The organism is Cyanobium gracile UHCC 0281 (assembly GCF_034931305.1).
GTDB lineage: Bacteria > Cyanobacteriota > Cyanobacteriia > PCC-6307 > Cyanobiaceae > Cyanobium > Cyanobium gracile_A.
This window is the reverse complement of record NZ_JAYGHY010000050.1, coordinates 1-21,978: the sequence shown is the minus strand read 5'-3', so window position 1 is coordinate 21,978 and position 21,978 is coordinate 1. Positions and strand designations below refer to the sequence as shown.

23 protein-coding genes and 2 pseudogenes are annotated in these 21,978 nt (G+C 67.5%); 12 read left to right on the top strand and 13 right to left on the bottom strand.

The features are described 5' to 3' along the window. From VB739_RS12860 to VB739_RS12850, 3 genes and pseudogenes are all read left to right on the top strand, one after another. A pseudogene (locus VB739_RS12860) lies at positions 1-442 on the top strand (hypothetical protein); the annotation flags it as partial. A 68-nt stretch (positions 443-510) separates the two neighbouring features. Next, positions 511-939, top strand: a complete 429-nt coding sequence (locus tag VB739_RS12855) for an RNA-binding protein (RefSeq protein WP_323357444.1) — start codon at positions 511-513, stop codon at positions 937-939. Between the two features lie 79 nt (positions 940-1,018). After that, a complete protein-coding gene (locus tag VB739_RS12850) occupies positions 1,019-1,981 on the top strand; it encodes an alpha/beta fold hydrolase (protein ID WP_323357443.1) in 963 nt (320 codons plus the stop codon). Between the two features lie 34 nt (positions 1,982-2,015). Here the strand turns inward: VB739_RS12850 and VB739_RS12845 are convergent, their stop codons facing one another. Together VB739_RS12845 and pds are read right to left on the bottom strand one after the other, a co-directional pair. Beyond that, the gene (locus VB739_RS12845; protein ID WP_323357442.1) at positions 2,016-2,945 is read right to left on the bottom strand and encodes a phytoene synthase; all 930 of its coding nucleotides are present in this window, start codon (positions 2,943-2,945) and stop codon (positions 2,016-2,018) included. Next, complete coding sequence (pds, locus tag VB739_RS12840; protein ID WP_323357441.1) at positions 2,942-4,363, bottom strand: 15-cis-phytoene desaturase; 1,422 nt, start codon at positions 4,361-4,363, stop codon at positions 2,942-2,944. The genes VB739_RS12845 and pds overlap by 4 nt, the downstream gene beginning before the upstream one ends. A 164-nt stretch (positions 4,364-4,527) precedes the next feature. On the opposite strand from pds, the gene VB739_RS12835 reads away from it, so the two are divergent. After that, positions 4,528-4,875: an NAD(P)H-quinone oxidoreductase subunit M gene (locus VB739_RS12835; protein WP_254944988.1), complete on the top strand. Its 348-nt coding sequence runs from the start codon at positions 4,528-4,530 to the stop codon at positions 4,873-4,875. Continuing rightward, complete coding sequence (locus VB739_RS12830) at positions 4,872-5,609, top strand: DUF3172 domain-containing protein (protein WP_416233336.1); 738 nt, start codon at positions 4,872-4,874, stop codon at positions 5,607-5,609. The genes VB739_RS12835 and VB739_RS12830 overlap by 4 nt, the downstream gene beginning before the upstream one ends. Here VB739_RS12830 and VB739_RS12825 read toward each other — a convergent pair. Next, positions 5,584-6,585 (bottom strand): LysR family transcriptional regulator, encoded by a 1,002-nt coding sequence (locus VB739_RS12825; protein WP_216907891.1) that lies wholly within the window; start codon positions 6,583-6,585, stop codon positions 5,584-5,586. The two genes, VB739_RS12830 and VB739_RS12825, sit on opposite strands and share 26 nt — an antisense overlap. Positions 6,586-6,704: 119 nt before the next feature. Between VB739_RS12825 and VB739_RS12820 the strand changes: the two genes are divergently transcribed. The 6 genes from VB739_RS12820 (at position 6,705) to VB739_RS12795 (ending at position 13,977) form a co-directional block, all read left to right on the top strand. After that, complete coding sequence (locus tag VB739_RS12820; RefSeq protein WP_323357440.1) at positions 6,705-7,457, top strand: NnrU family protein; 753 nt, start codon at positions 6,705-6,707, stop codon at positions 7,455-7,457. Between the two features lie 97 nt (positions 7,458-7,554). Next, a complete protein-coding gene (locus VB739_RS12815) occupies positions 7,555-9,567 on the top strand; it encodes an NAD(P)H-quinone oxidoreductase subunit 5 (protein WP_323357439.1) in 2,013 nt (670 codons plus the stop codon). A gap of 87 nt (positions 9,568-9,654) precedes the next feature. Beyond that, positions 9,655-11,256 (top strand): NAD(P)H-quinone oxidoreductase subunit 4, encoded by a 1,602-nt coding sequence (locus tag VB739_RS12810; protein WP_323357438.1) that lies wholly within the window; start codon positions 9,655-9,657, stop codon positions 11,254-11,256. A gap of 114 nt (positions 11,257-11,370) precedes the next feature. Beyond that, entirely contained in the window at positions 11,371-11,760 is a 390-nt protein-coding gene (locus tag VB739_RS12805) for a lipopolysaccharide assembly protein LapA domain-containing protein (RefSeq protein WP_323357437.1), read from the top strand. Positions 11,761-11,857: 97 nt separating this feature from the next. Then, positions 11,858-12,748 (top strand): segregation/condensation protein A, encoded by an 891-nt coding sequence (locus VB739_RS12800; RefSeq protein ID WP_323357436.1) that lies wholly within the window; start codon positions 11,858-11,860, stop codon positions 12,746-12,748. 47 nt (positions 12,749-12,795) lie between these two features. Further along, positions 12,796-13,977 (top strand): NDP-sugar synthase, encoded by a 1,182-nt coding sequence (locus VB739_RS12795; RefSeq protein WP_323357435.1) that lies wholly within the window; start codon positions 12,796-12,798, stop codon positions 13,975-13,977. On the opposite strand, the gene VB739_RS12790 is transcribed toward VB739_RS12795, so the two are convergent. Beyond that, positions 13,912-14,871 carry a methylenetetrahydrofolate reductase gene (locus VB739_RS12790; RefSeq protein WP_323357434.1) on the bottom strand — a complete coding sequence of 320 codons (960 nt, stop codon included), beginning with the start codon at positions 14,869-14,871 and terminating at the stop codon, positions 13,912-13,914. The two genes, VB739_RS12795 and VB739_RS12790, sit on opposite strands and share 66 nt — an antisense overlap. Positions 14,872-14,944: 73 nt before the next feature. Between VB739_RS12790 and VB739_RS12785 the strand changes: the two genes are divergently transcribed. After that, positions 14,945-15,232 (top strand): response regulator transcription factor, encoded by a 288-nt coding sequence (locus VB739_RS12785; protein WP_323357433.1) that lies wholly within the window; start codon positions 14,945-14,947, stop codon positions 15,230-15,232. A 2-nt stretch (positions 15,233-15,234) separates the two neighbouring features. Here VB739_RS12785 and VB739_RS12780 read toward each other — a convergent pair whose 3' ends face one another. The 9 genes and pseudogenes from VB739_RS12780 to VB739_RS12740 all read right to left on the bottom strand — a co-directional run. After that, positions 15,235-15,789 carry a CYTH domain-containing protein gene (locus tag VB739_RS12780; protein WP_323357432.1) on the bottom strand — a complete coding sequence of 185 codons (555 nt, stop codon included), beginning with the start codon at positions 15,787-15,789 and terminating at the stop codon, positions 15,235-15,237. 32 nt (positions 15,790-15,821) lie between these two features. After that, entirely contained in the window at positions 15,822-16,811 is a 990-nt protein-coding gene (locus VB739_RS12775; RefSeq protein ID WP_323357431.1) for an NAD(+) kinase, read from the bottom strand. 27 nt (positions 16,812-16,838) lie between these two features. Then, positions 16,839-17,168, bottom strand: a complete 330-nt coding sequence (gene nuoK, locus VB739_RS12770; RefSeq protein ID WP_323357430.1) for an NADH-quinone oxidoreductase subunit NuoK — start codon at positions 17,166-17,168, stop codon at positions 16,839-16,841. Beyond that, positions 17,165-17,791: an NADH-quinone oxidoreductase subunit J gene (locus VB739_RS12765; protein ID WP_323357429.1), complete on the bottom strand. Its 627-nt coding sequence runs from the start codon at positions 17,789-17,791 to the stop codon at positions 17,165-17,167. Before VB739_RS12765 ends, nuoK begins: the two co-directional genes overlap by 4 nt. Further along, positions 17,791-18,423: an NAD(P)H-quinone oxidoreductase subunit I gene (gene ndhI / locus VB739_RS12760; RefSeq protein WP_323357428.1), complete on the bottom strand. Its 633-nt coding sequence runs from the start codon at positions 18,421-18,423 to the stop codon at positions 17,791-17,793. The genes VB739_RS12765 and ndhI overlap by 1 nt, the downstream gene beginning before the upstream one ends. A gap of 79 nt (positions 18,424-18,502) precedes the next feature. Further along, positions 18,503-19,654, bottom strand: a complete 1,152-nt coding sequence (nuoH, locus tag VB739_RS12755; protein WP_323357427.1) for an NADH-quinone oxidoreductase subunit NuoH — start codon at positions 19,652-19,654, stop codon at positions 18,503-18,505. Between the two features lie 39 nt (positions 19,655-19,693). After that, entirely contained in the window at positions 19,694-20,905 is a 1,212-nt protein-coding gene (locus tag VB739_RS12750; RefSeq protein WP_323357426.1) for a citrate synthase, read from the bottom strand. A gap of 68 nt (positions 20,906-20,973) precedes the next feature. Further along, the gene (locus VB739_RS12745; RefSeq protein ID WP_323357425.1) at positions 20,974-21,498 is read right to left on the bottom strand and encodes a SixA phosphatase family protein; all 525 of its coding nucleotides are present in this window, start codon (positions 21,496-21,498) and stop codon (positions 20,974-20,976) included. A 2-nt stretch (positions 21,499-21,500) separates the two neighbouring features. After that, positions 21,501-21,978: pseudogene (locus tag VB739_RS12740) on the bottom strand (hypothetical protein); the annotation flags it as partial.

Below are 21,978 nucleotides of genomic sequence, written 5' to 3'. Positions count from 1 at the left end.
GCGCCAATGGCTCGGCCGTCTCCGGCAGACGCCTGGGGGCACCGGTGCGCTGGCGCTGGACGCCCTGGCCGAAGCGGAGCGGCTGGCGCTGCAGCGCCAGCTGGAGGAGGAGCTGCCCGCCCTGCTGCTGCACCTGGATCCGGTGGCGGCACAGCAGGCCCTGCGGCGCTGGCGGGATCCGGCTGATCGCCTGTTTCACCCCCGGCCACCCCTGGACGGCCGCCGCCTGCAGCAACTGCTGGCCATCGCTCCGGGCCCCCGGCTCGGCCAGCTGATCGACCACCTCACGGCCGAATCGGCCTTCGGTCGCCTGGGTGGAACAGCAGCAACGGAGACAGCGGAGTTGGCGGATCACGCTTTGGTCGAAGCAACCGTTGTTGCCGCCCAGGTGTGGCTGGATCGCCAGAGCGAGGCAGCGGCGGCGGACCCACGGCATGATTAACTGCTGGATGCAATGGCGCGATCGCACCGCCTGCCAGAGTTTTTTTCCCTTTCCCGAGCCCCCTCCCCATGAGCGTTCGTCTCTATGTCGGCAATCTGCCGCAAACCTTTGATGCCAAAGAGCTGGAAGCTCTCTTCTCGAACGTGGGAGAGGGGGTGCGTTTCAAGGCGGTCAACGACCGGGAGACCGGCGGCTGCCGGGGCTTCGGCTTCGCCAACGTTGAGGATCTGGCCCAGGCCGAGGCGGTGATCGCCCAGCTCAACGGCAAGGACTTCGGCGGCAGCACCCTGCGCATCGAGATTTCCGAGCAGCGCCGTGACAGCCGCGGAGCCGCCGGTGCCGATCGTCGCCCCGGCAGCGCCCCGACGCCCGCCCGCAAGAGTGTCAACAAGGTGGTCCATGCCGATGCCGTCGGCGAAGGCGCCCCCGATCCCCGCTGGGCCGGCGAACTGGCCAAGCTCAAGAACCTGCTGGCCAACCAGAAAGCCGCAGTCTGAGTTCAGGGCCGCTTGAGTGACATAGGACAGTCTCTTGCCTTGGGGGGTCTTTCCTCCCTCAAGGCATTTACCAAGCGTCATGCCCTCCACTCCCCAGGCCAGCGGCGGCACGATTTACCCGGCGGACTGGCTGGACACCTGGCGATGGCAGGGTCAAACAGTGAGCTATGTCCGCAGCCCCCCTGCGGCGCCGGTCCAGGCAGGTGGAAGGTCTGTTCTGCTGATCCACGGCTTCGGCGCCTGCAAGGAACACTGGCGCCACAATCTGGCGCCCCTCTCCGGCCGGCGGACGGTCTATGCCATGGATCTGGTCGGCTTCGGGGCCAGCAGCAAGCCCCCCTCCCGCCTCGAGGGCGAAGCGGACAACGGCCTGGCGCTGCGCTACTGCATCGATCTGTGGGCCGATCAGGTGACAGCCTTCGTGCGGGAGGTGATCCGCACGCCAGTCCAACTTGTCGGCAACTCGATCGGGGGTGTTGTGGCCCTCGCCGCAGCGGCCAAGCTCGGCAACGACGTGGCCCAGGTGATCCTGATCGACTGCGCCCAGCGCAGCCTTGACGACCGCCGCCTGAGCGAGCAGCCACCCCTGCGCCGGATCGGCCGGCCCCTGCTGAAACGCCTGGTGCGGCAGCGCTGGCTCACGGGCCGCCTGTTCCGCTGGGTGGCCAATCCCGGCGTGATCCGCAGGGTTCTGGGCGTCGCCTACCCCACGGGCCACGGCATCGACGACCAACTGGTGCAGATGCTGCTGACGCCGGCCCGCAGTGCCGGCGCCGAGGAGAGCTTCCGGGGATTCATCAATCTCTTCCGCGACCGGTTGGCCCCGGACATGCTGGCGGAACTGACCATTCCGGTCCGGCTGCTCTGGGGGGAGGCTGATCCTTGGGAGCCGGTTGCCGAGGCCCGGCGCTGGGCCGGGGACTTTGCCGCCGTGCGCGACCTGCGAATCCTGCCCGGCCTCGGCCACTGCCCCCATGACGAAAATCCCTCCCTGGTGAACCCGGTGCTGGAGGAGTGGCTGGCCCTGGGGGATCAGCGCTGAACTCGCCCGTGGGCCTGGCAGATGGAACGGCTCTTCAACGCGTCTGGGCGATCACATAGGACAACGGAAGATCCAGCAATTTGCCGACCCTGGGCACGAAGGCGCGATGGTTGAAGACGTCATAATCCAATCTCTCGATGACATCAAGGATTCCCCGATACAGACGCAGGGACGCCCACACCGGCCAGCGGGCATCCGGAGCCAGCCAGCGCACCCCGGCTTCGGAACGGTTGAACCAATCCCTGGCCCGCTCGAGCTGGAAGCGCATCAGTGCCTGCCAGTTCTCGTTAAGACGACCGGCCATGAGATCGGCTTCGGAGTAACCGAAACGGTCAAGATCCTCCTGGGGAAGATAGATGCGACCACGGCCGCGATCCTCACCCACATCGCGCAGGATGTTGGTCAGCTGGTTGGCGATGCCAAGGGCCACAGCGGCTTCCGAGGTGTCGGGGCGCTCGCTCCAGGGGGCGGAGGTGTAAGCGGCGTCGACCCCCATCACCTCCTGGGTCATCAGACCCACGGTGCCAGCCACCCGATAGCAATAAAGCTGGAGGTCGGAGAAACTGGCGTAGCGATCGCGCAGCACGTCCATCCGCTGGCCCTCGATCATGTCGAGGTAGGCCTGCAGGGGCTGGGGGAAGCGCTCCATCGTGTCCACCATCACCCTGTCGAGGGCATCAACGGCACGGCCGGCGAACAGGGCGCGGGTGCGCTCCTCCCAGGCGTCGAGGCGTTCCAGCAGAACGTCGGCGGACAGGGTCTGGGCCTGGGCACTGTCCATCAGTTCGTCGGTGCGGCGGCACCAGACGTAGATCGCCCAGATGGCCCGGCGCTTGGCCGGGGGCAGCAGCATCGTGCCGAGATAGAAGGTCTTGGCCCAGCGCGCCGTTTCCTGCCGGCAGGACTCGTAGGCGTCCTGCAGATCGGTGGAGAGGCAGGGGGACAGCGGGGCCAGCACACTCACACCGTCGCCAGGCTCTGGGCGGGGGCGGGCCCCTGGCCCCTGCCGGAGAGGTGGGCGTCCACGGCGGCGGCGCAGAGCTTGCCGCTCAGCACCGCCCCCTCCATCGAGGCCAGGTAGCGCTGCATGGTGAAGCAGCCCGCCAGGAAGAAGTTGGGGATGGGGGAATCCTGGGAGGGGCGCAGCTGCTGGCAGCCGGGCACGGTCTTGTAAACCGAAAGCGGCGTCTTGACGACCACCGACTTACGCAGTTTGGCCGGTGTGGCACCGGTGAAATGGACGGGGAACAGGCGCTTGAGCTCCTCCAGCGTGGCGGCCACGATCTCTTCATCCGGGCGACCAATCCAGTCGGCGGCAGGAGCGAACACCAGCTCGAGCATGGAGCGATCAGGATCCTCGTACTCCCGGCAGGTGTTGCTCATGTCGGCGTAGACGCTGAGCAGATCGGAACGGCTGAACAGCAGGTGGTCGATGTCGGTGAGCTTGCGGTCGAACCAGAGATGGATGTTGATCACCGGCACACCCCGCAGGCCCTCGAGCTTGCTGAAGTACGGCAGCTGCTTCCAGGGCTCGGGCAGCAGCAGCTTGAGCGGGTCGACCGGCATGGCGCTGACGTAGGCATCGGCCTGGATCTCCCGCTCTGGGCGGCCCTTGATGCCGCCGATGCGGAAGCTGGTGACGGCCCCGTCCTGGTCGATGCGGATCTCCCGCAGGGGGGAGTCCAGATGCACTTCTCCCCCACGGGCCTCGATGTAATCCACCATCGGCTGGCAGAGCCGCTCCGGTGGGTTGCCATCCAGGAAGGCCATGCGGGAGCCGTCGGTTTCCTGCAGAAAGCGGTTGAGGGCGGTGAGCACCACTGTGCTGGAGATCTCCTCAGGGTTGATGAAGTTGAGCGCCTTGCTCATGGCGAGAAAAACTTCATCGTTGACGCGCTCAGGGATATTGTGAATCCGCAGCCATTCACTCCAGCTGTACTTGTCGCATTCCTCCACATAGGCCTGGCCGCGCAGCATCGCCGGCACCAGACCAAGACCAAAGGCGATTTTCTCCGGCCAGGTCAGCATGTCGTTGTTGCCCAGGATCGCCGCCACGCCGTTGATGGGAGCGGGCAGGTCTGGAAAATCAAAACGGCTGTAGGTGCCCGGCACCTCCTTCTGGTTGAAGATCATCGCGTGGGCCTTCCACTGCAGGCGATCTTCGATGTCCAGCTCGGCAAAGAGTTGGCGCATGTTGCGATAGGCGCCGAAGAAGATGTGCAGGCCGGTTTCATACCAGTCGCCATCGGCGTCCTGCCAGGCCGCCACCTTGCCGCCCAGCACATCTCTGGCCTCAAGCACGATCGGGGTATGGCCGGCGTCACAGAGGTATTTGGCGCAGGACAGGCCGGCCAGCCCGGCCCCGGCGATGACAACCCGCATGTCGAACCCGAGATCAACAGCAACCTTATCGGGCCCTCCAGGGCAGGGGTGAGCAGCGGCCACGGGCCGGGGCGACGGAATCGGGCTCCGGCCTACCTAAAGTCAACGGAGCACTCAACGGGTGCCGCCCCCTTCCCGCATCCCCTGCCCCCGAGGCCCAGCCCATGGTCGAGACGCTGCTCAAGTCCACCACCCGCCACATCCGTCTGTTCACGGCGCGGGTTGAGAACGACGATCTCATCCCCGACCCGGATCAGCTGACCCTCGACATCGATCCTGACAACGAGTTCCTCTGGGACGAGGCGGCCCTGGAGAAGGTGCGGGGCCAGTTCAGGCAGCTGGTGGCGGCCCAGGCCGGCCAGGAACTCAGCGACTACAGCCTGCGCCGCATCGGCTCCGAACTGGAGGGACTCGTCCGGCAGATGCTCCAGGCCGGTGAACTGAGCTACAACCCCGAGGCCCGGGTACTGAATTACTCCATGGGCCTGCCCCGCAGCCCGGAAACCCTGTGACCCGCTCCCGCAGCAGCAGTGGCCGGCCCGAGCCGGGCGGCTACGCCTCCCGACCCGACCGCTACGACCCCCGGGCCGATCGTTACGACGAGCGCCCGGACCGGTTTTCCACGGGCTACGGACGCCGGGACGACCCGCGCACAGCAGCCAAGGGGCGTCGGGAGATGAACGGCGGTGGTGGTGGCGGGCGCCCCCCCTCCGGCAACGGTGGCGGCCCGCCGGGCGGCGGCGGCCCCAACATTCAGCTGAATGTGGCCACCGTGGCCGTGCTGGCGGGGGTGCTGGTGGTGGGCATCGGCATCGGCAGCGCCGTGACCAGCACCACCCAGGGCAACCAGGGCAACATCGCCAGCGCCCAGCAGCTCGACATGGCGGTTCCCGACCCCGAGTTCTGCAAGCAGTGGGGGGCCAGCGCCTTCGTGATGGACATCGAGCTGTACACCACGATGAACCCGAGCAGCAGCTTCGTGACCCAGCCCACGCTCCAGCCCGGCTGCGTCATCCGCCGGGAGAACTGGTCCGTGCTGCAGAAGGAAGGGGCGGTGACCGCCGAGCAGATGCGCCAGTGCAAGCAACGCATGAACACCTTCGCCTACATCGGCTCGGTGCGCGACAAACCGGTCGTGCGCTGCGTCTACCAGACCGACATCTCCGGCAACAAGTTCCAGACCAGGGGAGTCGCCGGCGCCGCGGATGACGCCGTCGGCATCACACCGGAGGCCGATCAGTTCTGAGCCCGTTGCGCTCGGCCACCCCCGCTGTGGCCTGCACCTGGCGCAGGGGGCTGTCCGGGCTGGCGAACACCGGCAGCACCTCGCGGCGGAAGGCGTCGGCGGCCCGGGAGCAATAGCGGGCCGGATGGGTGATCAGCTTCAGCTGGCGCCGCACCATCAGGTCGGCCACCTGGGGGCGATGCAAGGTGCCGGCGGCCAGCTCCCGCTCGATCGACACCACCGGCAGGAATGCCGCCCCCAGGCCCGCCTGCACGGCGTTCTTGATGGCCTCGAAGGAGTTCAGCTCCATCTCGATCTTGAGCCGCTGCACGTCGAGCTTCGAGCGGCTGAGCAGCTGGTCCACCATCTTGCGGGTGGTCGACTGGGCGTCGAGACAGACGAAGCCGAGGCGGTAGAGGTCGTCCTTGGTGAGCTCGGGCAGGCGGGAGAGGGGGTGCTTGGGGGGCAGCACCAGGGCCAGTTCGTCGTTGGCGTAGGGCACGACCTGCAGCAGGTCGTTGAGGTCCGCCGGCAGTTCGCCGCCGATGATCGCCAGGTCGATCTGGCCGTTGGCCACGCTCCAGCCGGTGCGGCGGGTGCTGTGCACCTGCAGCTGCACCGCCACGTCGGGGTACTTCTGGCGGAACAGGCCGATCATGCGGGGCATCAGGTAGGTGCCCGTCGTCTGACTCGCCCCCACCACCAGGGAGCCGCCCCGGAGGTTATGGAGGTCGTCGAGGGCGCGGCAGGCCTCCTGGCACTGGCTCAGGATCCGGTCGCAGTAGCTCAGCAGCAGGTGGCCGGCTTCGGTGAGCTGGGCCTTGCGGCCGCCACGGTCGAACAGGGACACATCCAGCTGCTTCTCCAGGTTCTGGATCTGCAGACTCACCGCCGGCTGGGTGACATAGAGGCTGTCGGCCGCCTTCTTGAAGCTGCCCTCACTGGCAATGGCCCGCAGGATGCGCAGCTGGTCGAGGGTGAAGGGCAGATCTGCCATGGGTCGGGGAGGCCGCGGGGGGACCGTTCGCCGGAGCCGGCAGGCCGTGCGGAACTCTAGGGGTCCCGCCCAGTGGCCAGAATCGGCCTGTCACATCCGCTCCCGGACGCCGCGCCCCCATGCCCTCGCTTCCCCTGCTGACGGTGGCCCCCCAGCACAGCAGCGTGGTGATGCTGGCTCTGCTGGTGATCTTCGCCCTGATCCACAGCGGCGGGGCCTCCCTGAGGGTCTGGGGGGAGGCGCGCATCGGGGCCCGGCTCTGGCGGCTGCTGTTCGCCGGCCTCAGCATCCCCTCGGCGGTGGTGGTGGTGGGCTACTTCCTGGCCCATCGCTACGACGGCCTGCGGCTCTGGAACCTGCAGGACCAGCCCTGGGTGGTGCCGGTGGTCTGGACCGGCACGGCGATCAGCTTTCTGTTTCTCTATCCCGCCACCTACAACCTGCTGGAGATCCCGGCGGTGCTGAAGCCCCAGGTGCGTCTCTACGCCACGGGGATCATCCGGGTGAGCCGCCATCCCCAGGCCGTGGGCCAGGTGCTGTGGTGCGCCACCCACCTGCTCTGGATCGGCACCAGTTTCACGCTGGTGGCCTGCGTGGGACTGATCGGCCACCACCTGTTCGCCGTCTGGAACGGGGACCGCCGCCTGCACAACCGTTTCGGTCCGGCCTTCGAGGAGCTGCGGGCCTCCACCTCGGTGCTGCCCTTCGCCGCCGTTCTGGATGGTCGTCAGACGCTGGTGGCGGCGGAATTCCTACGGCCCTCTCAGCTGGGGATCGCCATCGCCATCGGTGTGTTCTGGTGGGCCCACCGCTGGATCGGCCTCGGCGCCACGACCTTCTCGCGCACCGCCCTGGCCCACTGGCTGGGCTGAAGCCCCCGCCGGCCGGCCGGGGACGATGGGCAGGCCCCCACAGAGGCGGAGGCATCCTGGTGGGCCTGCCTACACTCGCCCCAACAGAGCCTCCAGGATGCCCTCCGCTTCCGAACTTGCCTGGCTGATACCAGTGCTCCCCCTGCTGGGGGCCTGCCTCACCGGCCTGGGGCTGATCACCTTCAACCGCACCATCAACCGCCTGCGCAAGCCCGTGGCCCTGCTGCTGATCACCAGCGTGGGCATGGCCGCCGTGCTCAGCTTCGCGATCCTGGCCGAGCAACTGGCTGGGGCGGGCAGTACCGAAGTGCTGTTCGACTGGGCCGGCGCCGGCAGTTTCCATCTGCAGATGGGCTTCCGCGTCGACGCCCTCGGGGCCGTGATGCTGTCGCTGGTCACCACCATCGCCCTGCTGGTGATGGTGTATTCCGACGGCTACATGGCCCACGACAAGGGCTATGTCCGCTTCTTCACCTATCTGGCCCTGTTCAGCAGCTCGATGCTGGGGCTGGTGATCAGCCCCAACCTGCTGGAGATCTACGTGTTCTGGGAGCTGGTGGGCATGTGCTCCTACCTGCTGGTCGGTTTCTGGTACGACCGGGACGCCGCCGCCAACGCCGCCCAGAAGGCGTTCGTGGTCAACCGGGTGGGCGACTTCGGCTTGCTGCTGGGGATCCTGGGCCTGTTCTGGGCCACTGGCAGCTTCGGCTTTGAGGAGATCGGTGAACGGCTTTCGGCAGCCGTCGCCGGCGGTGGCCTGCCCACCGGGGTCGCCGTGTTGCTCTGCCTGCTGGTGTTCATGGGCCCGATGGCCAAATCGGCCCAGTTCCCCCTGCACGTGTGGCTGCCCGATGCCATGGAGGGCCCGACCCCCATCTCGGCCCTGATCCATGCGGCCACCATGGTGGCCGCCGGCGTCTTCCTGGTGGCCCGCCTGCAGCCGGTCTATGAGCCCTTCCCCCAGGTGCAGCTGGTGATCGCCGTGATCGGCACCATCACGTTGTTTCTGGGGGCCACCATCGCCCTCACCCAGATGGATCTGAAGAAGGGGCTGGCCTACAGCACCGTCTCCCAGCTGGGTTACATGATGCTGGCCATGGGCTGCGGGGCCCCGGTGGCGGGGATGTTCCACCTGGTGACCCACGCCTTCTTCAAGGCGATGCTCTTCCTCGGCTCCGGCTCGGTGATCCATGCCATGGAGGAGGTGGTGGGCCACGAGCCGGTGCTGGCCCAGGACATGCGACTGATGGGCGGCCTCCGCAAGCACATGCCGATCACCTCCGCCACCTTCCTGGTGGGCTGCATCGCGATCAGCGGCATCCCTCCCCTGGCGGGCTTCTGGAGCAAAGACGAAATCCTTGGCCAGGCCTTCAACAGCTTCCCGCTGCTCTGGGCCATGGGCTTCCTGACCGCCGGGATGACCGCCTTCTACATGTTCCGCCTCTATTTCCTCACCTTCGAGGGACCCTTCCGGGGCCTGGACGCCGGCATCCGCGCCCAGCTGCTCAGCGCGGTGGGCCAGTCCGCTCCGGAAGCCACCGAGGAGGGCCACCATGACCACGCCAGCCATCCCCACGAATCCGGCTGGCAGATGGCCGCGCCGCTGGTGGTGCTGGCAGTGCCTTCGGTGCTGATCGGCCTGCTCGGCACCCCCTGGAACAGCCGCTTCGGCAACCTCGTCGATCCCGTCGAGGCCGCCGAGGTGGCCGAGCATTTCAGCTGGGGGGAATTCCTGCCCCTCGCCGGCGCTTCAGTGGCCATCTCCAGCCTCGGCATCGGCGTGGCCGTGCTGGCCTACGCCCTGCATCGCATCGATCTCGGCACCGCCGTGGCCGGTCGCTTTCCGGCGATCAACCGGTTCCTGGCCAACAAGTGGTACCTCGATGCCATCAACGAGAAGCTCTTCGTCCAGGGCAGCCGCCGGCTGGCCCGCCAGGTGCTCGACGTTGACTCCAAGGTGGTGGATGGGGTGGTCAACCTGACCGGCCTGCTCACCCTGGGCAGCGGCGAGGGCCTGAAGTACTTCGAGACCGGCCGCGTCCAGTTCTATGCCCTGATCGTGTTCGGGGGGGTCATCGGCCTGGTGCTCCTGTTCAGCGCCTTCGGCTGAGCCCCATCTGTGTGTGACAACGCCCATCCGGTGGGTGTGGCGGAGGCCGGGATTTCTACACTCCGGCCAGATGGACAGCACCGTTCTGTGCCCTTTCCCTGGCTGAGCACCGCGATTCTGTTCCCGATCGGCGCCGCTCTGCTGATCCCCTTCGTCCCCGACAAGGGCGATGGCAAGCAGGTCCGCTGGTACGCCCTCGGCGTCGCCCTCACCACCTTCCTGGTGACCGTGGCGGCCTACCTGCGCGGCTACGATCCCGCCGATCCCGGCCTGCAGCTGGTGGAGCGGGTCGAGTGGCTGCCCGATCTGGGCCTGGCCTGGTCGGTGGGGGCGGATGGAATCTCCATGCCGCTGATCCTGCTCACCAGCTTCATCACCTCCCTGGCCTGCCTGGCGGCCTGGCCGGTCACCTTCAAGCCGAAGCTCTTCTACTTCCTGCTCCTGGCCATGGACGGCGGTCAGATCGCCGTGTTCGCCGTGCAGGACATGCTGCTGTTCTTCCTGGCCTGGGAGCTGGAATTGCTGCCGGTGTACCTGCTCCTGGCCATCTGGGGCGGCAAGAAGCGCCAGTACGCCGCCACCAAGTTCATCCTCTACACCGCTGGCAGCTCCCTGTTCATCCTCCTGGCAGGCCTGGCGATGGCCTTCTACGGCGGCGGTGCCCCCAGTTTCGAGTACACGGTTCTGGCGGCCAAGGACTTCGGCACCGGTTTCCAGGTGCTCTGCTACGCCGCCCTGCTGATCGCCTTCGGCGTCAAGCTGCCGGTGGTACCGCTGCACACCTGGCTGCCTGATGCCCACGGCGAGGCCACCGCCCCGGTGCACATGCTTCTGGCGGGCATCCTGCTGAAAATGGGTGGCTATGCGCTGCTGCGCTTCAACGTGCAGCTGCTGCCGGAGGCCCACGCCCAGTTCGCCCCCCTGCTGGTGATCCTGGGGGTGGTCAACATCATCTACGCCGCCCTCACCTCCTTCGCCCAGCGCAATCTCAAGCGCAAGATCGCCTACAGCTCGATCAGCCACATGGGCTTCGTGCTGATCGGCATCGGCAGCTTCAGCGCCCTGGGCACCAGCGGCGCCATGCTCCAGATGATCAGCCATGGTCTGATCGGCGCCAGTCTCTTCTTCCTGGTGGGCGCCACCTACGACCGCACCCACACGCTCCAGCTCGACGAGATGGGCGGCGTGGGCCAGAAGATGCGCAAGATGTTCGCCCTCTGGACCGTCTGCTCCCTGGCCTCCCTCGCCCTGCCCGGAATGAGCGGCTTCGTGTCGGAGCTGATGGTGTTCGTGGGCTTCGCCACCAGTGAGGCCTACAGCCTCAGCTTCCGCATCGTGATCGCCGTTCTGGCGGCGATCGGCGTGATTCTCACCCCGATCTACCTGCTCTCGATGCTGCGGGAGATCTTCTTTGGCAAGGAGAATCCCGAGCTGGCCTCCCACACCCACCTGGTCGACGCCGAACCCAGGGAGATCTATGTCATCTCCTGCCTGCTGGTGCCGATCATCGGCATCGGCCTCTACCCGCGCCTGGTCACCGACAGCTACCGCGCCGCGATCGAGGCCCTGGTCGACCGGGAGTCCGTGGCCCTGGTGAAGGTGGGGCGTGCCCCCGTTCCGGCAGTGATGGCAGCCGGGGCCTTCGGCAACCTGCCACCGGCGCTGCTGCACGCCCCGGCCCTGGGTTGACGTCTGCCCCCCTCCGCCCCGGGGCCGGTTACGAAACTCTGCGTAGGTCCCAGCTGATGGCGACCTGCTGCGGAGAAGATGCCTACGCTCCTCCATCGCACAGCGAGGGTCTCCATGCGGCAGATCAACTTCCTTCTGATCTTCAGCTTCGGCTTGGCCACGGTGATGTTCACCCTGGAGAACACCACGGCCACCACGGTGCATTTCCTGCCGGGCGTGAGCACCACCCTGCCATTGGCCGCCCTGCTGCTGCTGGTGGGCGGCATCGGCGCCACCGCCGCCTGGATCTACGCCGTCTGGAGCGGGGTGGTGCGCAAGGTGGAAACCCTGCAGAGCAGCGGCGACGTTGAGGCCCAGCAGGTGCGGATCAGCGAACTGGAGAACGATCTGCGCCGTTACCGGGCCACCGTCGACGCCCAGCTCGGCCTGTTGCCGGCGGCCGGGGAGAGTTCGGCGCCGTCCCGTGAGCCGGGCGAAGACAGCCTCACCCTGGCCACCGACTGAAGCCCATGGGGCCGGTTCGGTGACCATGGTGACTGGTGCCAGTCGGCCATAGCCGGTAGCTTGCGCCAGGAAGGCCCCCCCGAGCAGGACATCGCGCGTGGCAGAAGCGGGCGCCAGACTCGCCATCCGGTTGCTCCAGGACGCGGCCGAGCGGGGCGACATCGACCCGTGGGACGTGGATGTGATCGCCGTCGTCGACGGCTTCCTCGACCAGCTGCGCCAACGCATCGAACGGCCCAGGCGGCTGGACCCCCAGGGCGGCAGCTACGAACGGGATCTGGCCGAATCCAGCGAGGCCTTCCTGGCGGCCTCAGTGCTGGTGGGACTCAAGGCGGAGCTGTTGGAGTCGGCCACGTTTCCGCCCGAGCCCCTGCTGGAGGACCCCTTCTGCGCCGAGGACGACGAGGGCTGGGACCCTGGAGCCCTGGCCCTGCCCCGCCGGCCGGAGCGGCACCTGCACCGCCGTCCCGTGGCGCCCCCGCCCCTGCAGCGCCCCGTCACCCTGGGGGAACTGATCCGGCAGCTTGAGGACATCGCCGAGCGACTCGAACAGGACGGGGGGGAAGGGCGCCACAGGCCCCGGGCGCGCCGCTACAGCGAACGGGCCGCCATCGCCCAGGTGGCCTCCCTGGCCCACCGGGAGAAACTGCCGGAAACCACCGCCGCCCTCAGCCGCTTCCTGCTGCAGTGGTCCCCCACCGCCGAAAGCCTCGAATGGGTGGCCTTCGATGCCCTGGTGGGCGCCTGGGCGGAGGCCGTCGCCAACGCGCCGGCCGACGAGGACCTGGACCAGGACCGGGTCGGGGTGTTCTGGGCCCTGCTGTTCCTCTCCTCCCAGGGCAAGGTGGAACTGGAGCAGGCCGGCGGCCTTTACGGTCCGCTCAGCCTGCGTCGCCGGCGCGAGGAAAGGGCCGAAACGCTGAGCCTGCCGCGGCTGCCCGGGCAGGGGTCAGATAGGGGGCCGGCTCTGGAGGCAGTGGCAGCCTGAGTTTTCTCCTTAGGCTGACTTCTCACCTCCGACATGAAACGACGCCGATGAAGGCGATGATCCTGGCGGCAGGCAAGGGAACACGGGTGCGGCCGATCACGCACACCACCCCCAAGCCGATGATTCCGATCCTGCAGAAACCCGTGATGGAGTTTCTGCTCGAGTTGCTCCGGGAGCACGGCTTCAACGAAATCATGGTCAACGTCTCCCATCTGTCGGAGGAGATCGAGAACTACTTCCGTGATGGGCAGCGCTTCGATGTCCAGATCGCCTACAGCTTCGAGGGGCGCATCAGTGATGGTGAACTGATCGGGGAAGCGATGGGTTCGGCCGGAGGGCTGAAGAAGATCCAGGACTTCCAGCCCTTTTTCGACGACACCTTCGTGGTGCTGTGCGGGGATGCCCTGATCGACCTCGACCTCACAGAAGCCGTGCGGCGCCATCGCGAGAAGGGCGCCATGGCCAGCCTGATCACCAAGCGGGTGCCCCGCGATCAGGTGAGCAGTTACGGGGTGGTCGTGACCGATGAAGCCGGCCGGGTGCTCTCCTTCCAGGAGAAGCCGTCGGTGGAAGAGGCCGCCAGCGACATGATCAACACAGGCATCTACATCTTCGAACCGGCCGTCCTGGATTTCATCCCCAGCGGCGAACCGTTCGACATCGCCGCCGACCTGTTCCCCAGGCTGGTGGAATCCGGGGCCCCCTTCTATGCCCTGCCCATGGAATTCGAATGGGTCGACATCGGCAAGGTGCCGGATTACTGGCAGGCCATCCGCAGCGTCCTCCAGGGGGACGTGCGCCAGGTGCAGATTCCTGGCAAGCAGGTGCGTCCGGGGATCTACGCGGGCCTGAACGTGGCGGCCGACTGGGACAAGATCCACGTCGAGGGGCCCATCTTCGTGGGGGGCATGACCCGCATCGAGAACGGTGTGACCATCATCGGCCCGGCCATGATCGGGCCGAGCTGCCACATCTGTGAAGGCGCCACGATCGACAACTCGATCATCTTCGATTATTCCCGCATCGGTGCCGGCGTCCAACTGGTCGAGAAGCTGGTCTACGGCCGCTATTGCGTCGATCGCAACGGCGACCATTTCGATCTGCAGGAAGCCGCCCTCGACTGGCTGATCACCGACGCCCGCCGCCAGGACGTGGGCACCCCGTCACCGCAGCAGAAGGCCATGGCCGAGCTGCTCGGCACCGACCTCGCTGCCAGCGGCACCCCCTAGGCCCGCCAGCCTCAGGATCTGGGGAATGCGGTGCTCGGCCTTGATGGCCATCAGGTGCACCCCTTGGGCGATGGAGCGGTAGGCCGCCACCTGTTCGGCGGCGATCGCCACACCTTCCGCCGCCGGATCAGCAGCGCCGGCAAGGCGATCGATCAGGGACTGGGGGATGCGGGCCCCGGGCACCACGCGGTTGATGAACTGGGCGTTGCGGGCTGACTTGAGCAGAAACACCCCGGCCAGCACCGGCAGCCCGAGCGGTGCCGTGATCTCCTCCACGAAGCGGCGCAGACAGGCGGTGTCCATCACCATCTGGGTCTGGAGGAAGCGGGCGCCGGCCTCCTGCTTGCGCCGCACCCGGGAACACAGGCCGCTCCAGCTGGGCGACTGGGGATCGGCGGCGGCGCCGGGGAACAGTGCCGTGGCCCCATCCGGCAGCTCCCCCTTCACCGGATCCTCGCCGGCGTTGAGGGTCCGCACCAGCTGCAGCAGCCGCACCGCCTCCAGTTCATTCACCGCTCGGACCCCGGGTTGATCCCCCGCCCGCACCGGGTCACCGGTGAGGCAGAGCAGGTTGCGGATGCCAAGGGCGTGGGCGCCGAGCAGGTCGGCCTGGAGGGCGATGCGGTTGCGGTCCCGGCAGGTCATCTGCAGCACCGGCTCGATGCCGGCCTCCAGCAGCAGGCGGCACATCGCCAGGCTGCTCATCCGCATCACCGCCCGGCTGCCGTCGGTGACGTTGACCGCCTGCACAAAACCGCGCAAGGCCTGTGCGGCCTCGAGGGTGCGGCCGGCATTGCCCCCACGGGGCGGGGTCACTTCCGCCGTGACGGCGAAGCGGCCTTCCGCCAGGGCCTGTCGAAGCTGCAACGGCCATCTCCATGACAGGGGCATCATGGATCAGCCACTGCCTAGAGTGACAGGAACCGCCGAGGAGCCGATGGTTGAGCGCAGGCCCCCGGCTCGATCGATGCCCCCGTCCCCGGAACGGCCCATCGTGCACCCACGCAGCGATTTATCGGAACGGGAGCTCGAGATCATCGAGCTGGTGGCCACCGGCCTCACCAACCAGGAGATCGCCGGCCAGCTGACCATCAGCAAGCGCACCGTCGACAACCACGTCAGCAACATCTTCACCAAGACAGGCGCCAAGAACCGGGTGGCCCTGCTGAACTGGGCCATGGACCACGGCAAGATCTGCCGCGACGGCTTCAACTGCTGCGCTCTGCCCCATGTCGACCCTTCCAGGCCCAGCTGAGCTCAATCGCTCCGGGGCAGCAGGAGTGAGTCCCGCTCGGCTGCCGGCCACGCCACCAGGGGACGGTGTGCCAGGGCCGCATTGCTGAGGTCGCGGCGCCCGGTGATCTCCCTGGAACACCAGGCGGGAATGGCCACCGCCTGATCGGCCCGCTCCAATTCCACCTCAGCCACCACCAGAGGGGCATTGGCGGCCTCGAACACATCCAGCACCCAGTCGCCACCGGGCAGATCCAGGCTGAAGCGCGTCTTGCTCACCTGTTGGGCGCTGCGCTCCAACAGCGCCTCAGCATCGATCGCCGGGATCGGGTACTCGTACTCCTGCCGTGTCAGGGCCTGACCAGCGGAGGCTGACGCCGCCACCGTGCCGACGGCCGGCAGCTTGAGGGTGAGAAACGCCTCCATGGCGCCATCGGGGGCCTGGGCCAGCCGCACCCGCAGGGTGAGGTCCCCGTTCCCGGTTGAGAGATAACCCTGGCGGATGGCCCTGGCCCGGTGGGCATGGGAGCGCCAATGGTCGCCACTGACGAGGAAGCGACGCTCGATTTCCAGGGCCATGGGGAGGGGGTGACAGGACGGAGCGCAGCGGCTCAGTTGCGGGACGGTTCGCCGGCAATGAGGCTGCCGGCCCAGTGGAGCTTGTGGGTGAGGGTGCTGTAGTACGAAGGGCTCTGCTCCAACTGGAGCATCAGCACCGGATGGCGGCCCCGTTGCAGGACGCAGCGATCACCCGGTTCCAGCACGGTGGCAGGGGCGCCATCCTTCCAGAGCTTCACCCGCCGGCTGGCCTCCCCCAGGGGCCAGACCGACAACCGCGAACCGGGAGGCACCACCACCGCCCGACTGGAGAGGCTCATCGGACAGATCGGCGTGACCACGATCGCTTCGAGGCCTGGATGCAGGATCGGCCCGCCGGCGGCCATCGCGTAGCCGGTGGAGCCGGTGGGGGTGGCGATGATCAGGCCGTCACCTCGGTACTGGTCCACCACCTCCCCGTCGATCTCCAGCTCCAACATGCAGGTGGGCGACAGCTCATCGAGGTACGGGCGGAAATAGAAGTCGTTGAGGGCGCCATGGGTTCCATCGCCGACCCCGTTCAGATCACCGTCAGCGGGGACGTCTCCCTCCAGGGGCACACCGTCCCCCCGGTCGATCCGGGCTTCCAGCATCATGCGCTTCTCAATCGCGAAGCGGTCGTCCCGCAGGCGTTGCCAAAGGTTGTCGTCGGGGTCGTGGCTGCCCGCTTCCCCGTTGGCTTCGCCCCGCAGCCGCAGCAGGCGCCGTTCATGGGTCAGGAAGCCCAGGTGACCGCCGACGTTGAAGCTGAGCACTGGCACGGCGAAACTGGCCAGATGGCGGGCCGCCGCCAGTACCGTGCCATCGCCACCGAGCACAATGGCCAGGTCGGGAAGTTCGCTCTCGGTGGCCAGCAGGCCAGGGAAGGGATTCAACCCCAGGCCGCTGACGGCGGTGGTGACGATGACACCCTGGGAGCGAAGGTCCTGGGCACAGCGACGGGCCTGGCGCTGGGCCGCCTGGCTGCCCTTGCGAAGGATCAGCCAGATCCTCTCAAGCTGCATGGGCCGGATGGCGCGAGACGTGCACGGCTACCAGCGCAACAGGTTGAAGCGCTCCATGTCCACTGTTTCCCGGTTGCGATAGAGCGACAGCAGGATGGCCAGGCCAACGGCCGCTTCAGCTGCCGCCACGGTGATCACGAAGATGGCGAACACCTGGCCGCGGATCAACTGGCCATCGAGATAGTTGGAGAAGGCCATCAGGTTGATGTTGACGGCGTTCAGCATCAACTCGATGCTCATCAGTACCCGCACGGCGTTGCGGCTGTTGATCAGCCCCCAGACGCCGACGCAGAACAGCATGGCCGCCACAGAGAGAAAGGCCTCGAGCGGGATCGGGGACGCGACGTCGATGCTCATGGCTTGGAAAGGAGGGTAGGGGCTGCAGCGGATTTCTCGATCAGCAGAGGCGTGCGGTCCTTTTCGATCAGCCCCTGATCGGCGGGCTCACCAGTGATCACGTCGGTGCTGAAGACGTCGCGACGGGCCAGCACGATGGCGCCGATCATCGCCATCAGCAGCAGCACCGAAGCCAGCTCGAAGGGCAGCAGGTAATCGGTGAACAGGTGCTCACCGATGCGGATGGTGGCCTCTTCGCCAACAGGAGTCGGGCCCGGCAGTGCCCAAGTGGTGGTGAAGGCCACCCGCAGCAGCAGGGCGAAGAGGCCGGCGCAGACCGCCCCCGACAGAAGGCGACGCACCAGCAGCCCAGGGATCGCGGCGAGGGTTTCCTGCTTGTTCACGAGCATGATCGCGAACAGGATCAACACATTGACCGCGCCCACATAGACGAGGATCTGGGCCGCCGCGACGAAGCTGGCGTTGAGCAGCAGATACAGCCCGGCTACCGAAAGGAAGACACCGCCGAGCAGAAAGGCGGAATAGACGATGCTGGGGAGCAGGACCACGCCGAGCGAGCCGACCACGGTGGTGGCCGAGAGCACGAGGAAGCAGATCTGCTGGGTGGTGGAGGCGATCGACATCAGGACTCTCCGGTGCTGTCGGAAGGGGCGGCGCCGCTGGGGGCTGACTGCTTCTGGAGGGATTCCAGCACCTGGGATGGCAGCTGGCCCGCACGGGGATCGCTGGCCGGCACACCATGGGGATCCAGCACACCCTTGGGAAGGTAGGCCAGCTCTCTCAGGGCAAACACCGCCGGGTCGGAGGTGACGCTGGTGGGCAAGCGGCCCAGCGCCACGTTGTCGTAGTTGAGGCTGTGGCGGTCAAAGGCCGCCAGCTCGTACTCCTCGGTCATGGAGAGGCAGTTGGTGGGGCAGTACTCCACGCAGTTGCCGCAGAAGATGCACACCCCGAAATCGATCGAGTAGTTGCGCAGCTCCTTCTTCTTGGTGGCCTTGTTCATCACCCAATCCACCACCGGCAGGTTGATGGGGCAAACCCGCACGCACACCTCGCAGGAGATGCACTTGTCGAGTTCGTAGTGGATCCGGCCCCGGTAACGCTCGGAGGGGATCAGCTTCTCGTAGGGGTACTGGACCGTGATCGGGCGCCGGCGCAGGTGGTCGAAGGTGACCGCCAGACCCTGGGTCATGGTCTGGGCCGCGCTCACCGCCTCCCGGGTGTAGTCACCGACTTGTTTGAGAAACCCGAACATGGCTGGGGGCGAGGGGGTTACGGGATGGGGACCATGATGGCCTTCGGAGCGCGGAGCCGTTGGTATCCGTGCGACCGGTTCAGCCGCCGAAGGCGACGGGGAAGGCCAGCTTGAGCCCGGCGGTGACCAGGAGGTTGACCAGGGCGATCGGCAGCAGGAACTTCCAGCCCAGATCGAGCAGTTGGTCGATCCGCACCCGCGGGGTGGTCCAGCGCAGCAGGATCGCAAAGAACACCAGCAGGTAGGCCTTCAGGATCGTGCTGACGATCCCGACCGAACCGGTGATCACCTGGACCAGGGGGGCATCGGGGGAGACCCCGAGCCAGCCGGTGATCCACTCGACGGGCACTGGGAAGCTCCAGCCACCCAGGTAGAGCACGGACACCAGCAGGGCCGACAGCACCAGGTTGATGTAGCTGCCCAGATAGAAGAGGGCAAACTTCATGCCGGAGTATTCCGTCTGGTAGCCGGCCACCAGCTCCTCCTCGGCCTCCGGCAGGTCGAAGGGAAGGCGTTCGCACTCCGCCAGGGCGCAGATCCAGAAGATCACGAAGCCAACGGGCTGGCGCCAGATGTTCCAGCTCAGAATGCCGGCCCCCGTCTGCTGGGCGACGATGTCGACGGTGCTGAGGGAGTTGCTCATCATCACCACCGCCAGCACCGCCAGGGCCAGGGGGATCTCATAGCTGATCGACTGGGCCGCCGCCCGCAGGCCGCCGAGCAGGGAGTACTTGTTGTTGCTCGAGTAACCGCTCATCAGCAGGCCAATCGGCTGGATGCTGCTCAGGGCGATCCACAGGAAGATGCCCACTCCGACGTTGCTGATCAGGAGGTTCTGGCCGAACGGCACCACCAGCCAGGACAGGATCACCGGCACCACCACCAGCACCGGGCCGAGGCTGAAGAGCACGGAGTCGGCCCGGGCCGGAATGATGTCCTCCTTGAACACCAGCTTGAGGCCATCGGCCAGGGGTTGAAGCACACCAAGGGCACCGGCGTACTCGGGGCCGATGCGTTGCTGCACGGCCGCGGAGATCTTCCGCTCCAACCAGACGCTCACCAGGACGCCGACCACAGCCCCAACCAGCACCAGCACCATCGGTAGCGGCAGCCACAGCAGGCGGGCGGCACCGGCGGTGAGGCCCATGGCCTGGGCGAGGTCGATGAAGCTCGACTGGAGATCGAGACCAGGGGGAGCGACGGCGGCACCCAGCAGGCCAGTGGACAGCATCAGAGAACTCCGGTGGGGGGAACCTAGGTGGAAAAGGGGTCAGCCAGGAACCGGACGGCTTTCCAGGGGCAACCAGCCCCGTTCGGTGGGACCGGTGTAGATCTGCGAGGGACGGTAGATGCGGTTGGCACCCAGTTGTTCCTTCCAGTGGGCCAGCCATCCTGCCGTACGGGCGATGGCGAAGATGGGGGTGAACAGGTCGCGGGGAATACCGAGCTTTCGGTAAACCAGTCCGGAATAGAAGTCGACGTTGGGGAAGATGCCCTTTGGCCCGAGCCGCCGCTCCGCAACCTCCTCGAGCTTGAGGGCCACGTCGTACATGGCGTCGTGGCCGAAGCGCTGGAAGAGCTCCTCGGCCAGGCCCTGCAGGATCACGGCCCGGGGGTCCTTGACGCGGTACTCGCGATGGCCGAAGCCCATGATCTTCTGCTTCTGGGCGATGGCCCGATCGAGCCAGGGCTCCACCTGGTCGATGCTGCCGATCTGGTCGAGCATGTCGAGCACGTCCTCGTTGGCGCCGCCATGCAGCGGCCCGGCCAGCGTGCCCACCGCCGAGGCCACCACCGCGTAGGGATCGGTGAGGGTGCTGGCGGTGACGCGGGCACTGAAGGTGCTGGCGTTGAGGCTGTGTTCAGCGTGCAGGATCAGGCAGGCATCGAAGATCCGCGCCGCCAGGGGATCGGGCTCCCGCTCCGTGAGCATGTAGAGGAAGTTGGCCGAATAGGCCAGGTCGTCGCGGGGCTGGATCGGATCCTGACCCTTCCGGATCAGCTGGAAGGCCGCCACCATCGTGGGGATCTTGGCGATCAGCCGCACCACCGCCTCGGTGATGTACTGCGGGTCGTAGAGGGCGCGGCGGGAATAGAACAGCCCCAGCGAGGCGGCGCTGGCCTGCAGCGCATCCATCGGATGGCCGCTGGCCGGGAAGCACTTCATCATGTCGCGGATGCGGAAGCTCACCCGCCGGTGCATCTGCACCTCCTGCTCGAACTCGCGCAGCTGGAAGATCGTCGGCAGCTCGCCCCAGATCAGCAGATAGGCGGTTTCGAGGAAGCTGCTGTAGCTGGCGAGCTGCTCGATCGGGTAGCCCCGGTAGGTGAGCAGTCCCCGTTGCCCCTCGATGTCGCAGATGGCGGACTGGGTGGCCGGCACCCCCTCGAGCCCGGGGCGGAAGGTGGGCGGCGCCGACACCGCTGGCGAGGGAGGGGTGCCCTGAGGGTCGTTCGCCTCTGGGGTGCTCGCCGCCGCCATGCCGCTTCCTGTGGATGGGATGAACTTAGGCGCAGGAACCGGCACCTGGCGTAGCGCCCGCTGCCGGCTCAGGGGCGAGGAAGCCAGAGCCTGGGGCGCATCAGCCACTCCAGGCGGGCCGTGCCGGCCAGCGAACCGCCGACCTCCACCACGGGCAAACGCAGCAGGGCCAGACCCGCCTTGCGCAGGGCGATGGCACCGGGGGGCGCCCCGAGCAGGCGGGACGCCAGCAGCCCCAGATCCGGCTCATGGCCCACCAGGAGCAGCCGGCAGGATGGCGCTTCACCGCCCTGGTTGAACCAGGCCGGCAGCAGGGGCAGGGGATCCCCGCCGGGCTCCAGGGCCTGGGCCAGCTCAAGGGCGGGGGCCAGGCCGACCATCCGGGCGATCTCGGCGGTTTGCCAGGCCCGGGCCAAGGGACTGGAGAACAGACGATCGGCCCGCAGACCCATTTGGACGGCTCGCTCCAGCACCGCCTTGGTGCGGGTCCGGCCAGCGGCGGTGAGCTCCCGCCTGGCCTCGACCCTGGCGGGGCTGCGCTCCTCGGCGATGCCGTGGCGCAGCAGCAGCAGCTCCCAGACCGGTGGCGCCATGGTCAGGCGGCTCCGAAGTCGAGGCGCGCTTCCAGCGCCAGGAGGCCGGGCTCTCCCTGCAGCGCCAGGGCCAGGCCGGTGACCGGCTCACTGAGCGGCCCCCCGGCCAGGGCGGTGAGGCGTTGCCAGGGCCGCCAGGCCGCCAGCAGGTCCCGGGCCCGCGGACCATCCAGCGCCCACTGCAGGGCCGCCTCCGGAACGGCAAGGGCCGCCAACTGCCCCTGCAGACGGCCGGCCCCCTTCTTCTGCGGCCCATCCAGGCTGTCCAGCTGGCCGAGGGACTCCCCCCACCAGGCCTGGTCGCCCCGCTGCCAGCGCCAGCCCAGCAGGGGCGCCTGCAACTGTTCCGATCTGCCGTCGCGGCGGCCCGGGCTGGCCTGCAGCCGAGTCCAGGCCAGCAGCGGGTGGTCGTCGACCTCCAGGGGCGCCGCGATCAAGCCATCGGCCGCCAGGGCCGCCTCCAGCGCCGAGGGCTCCGGC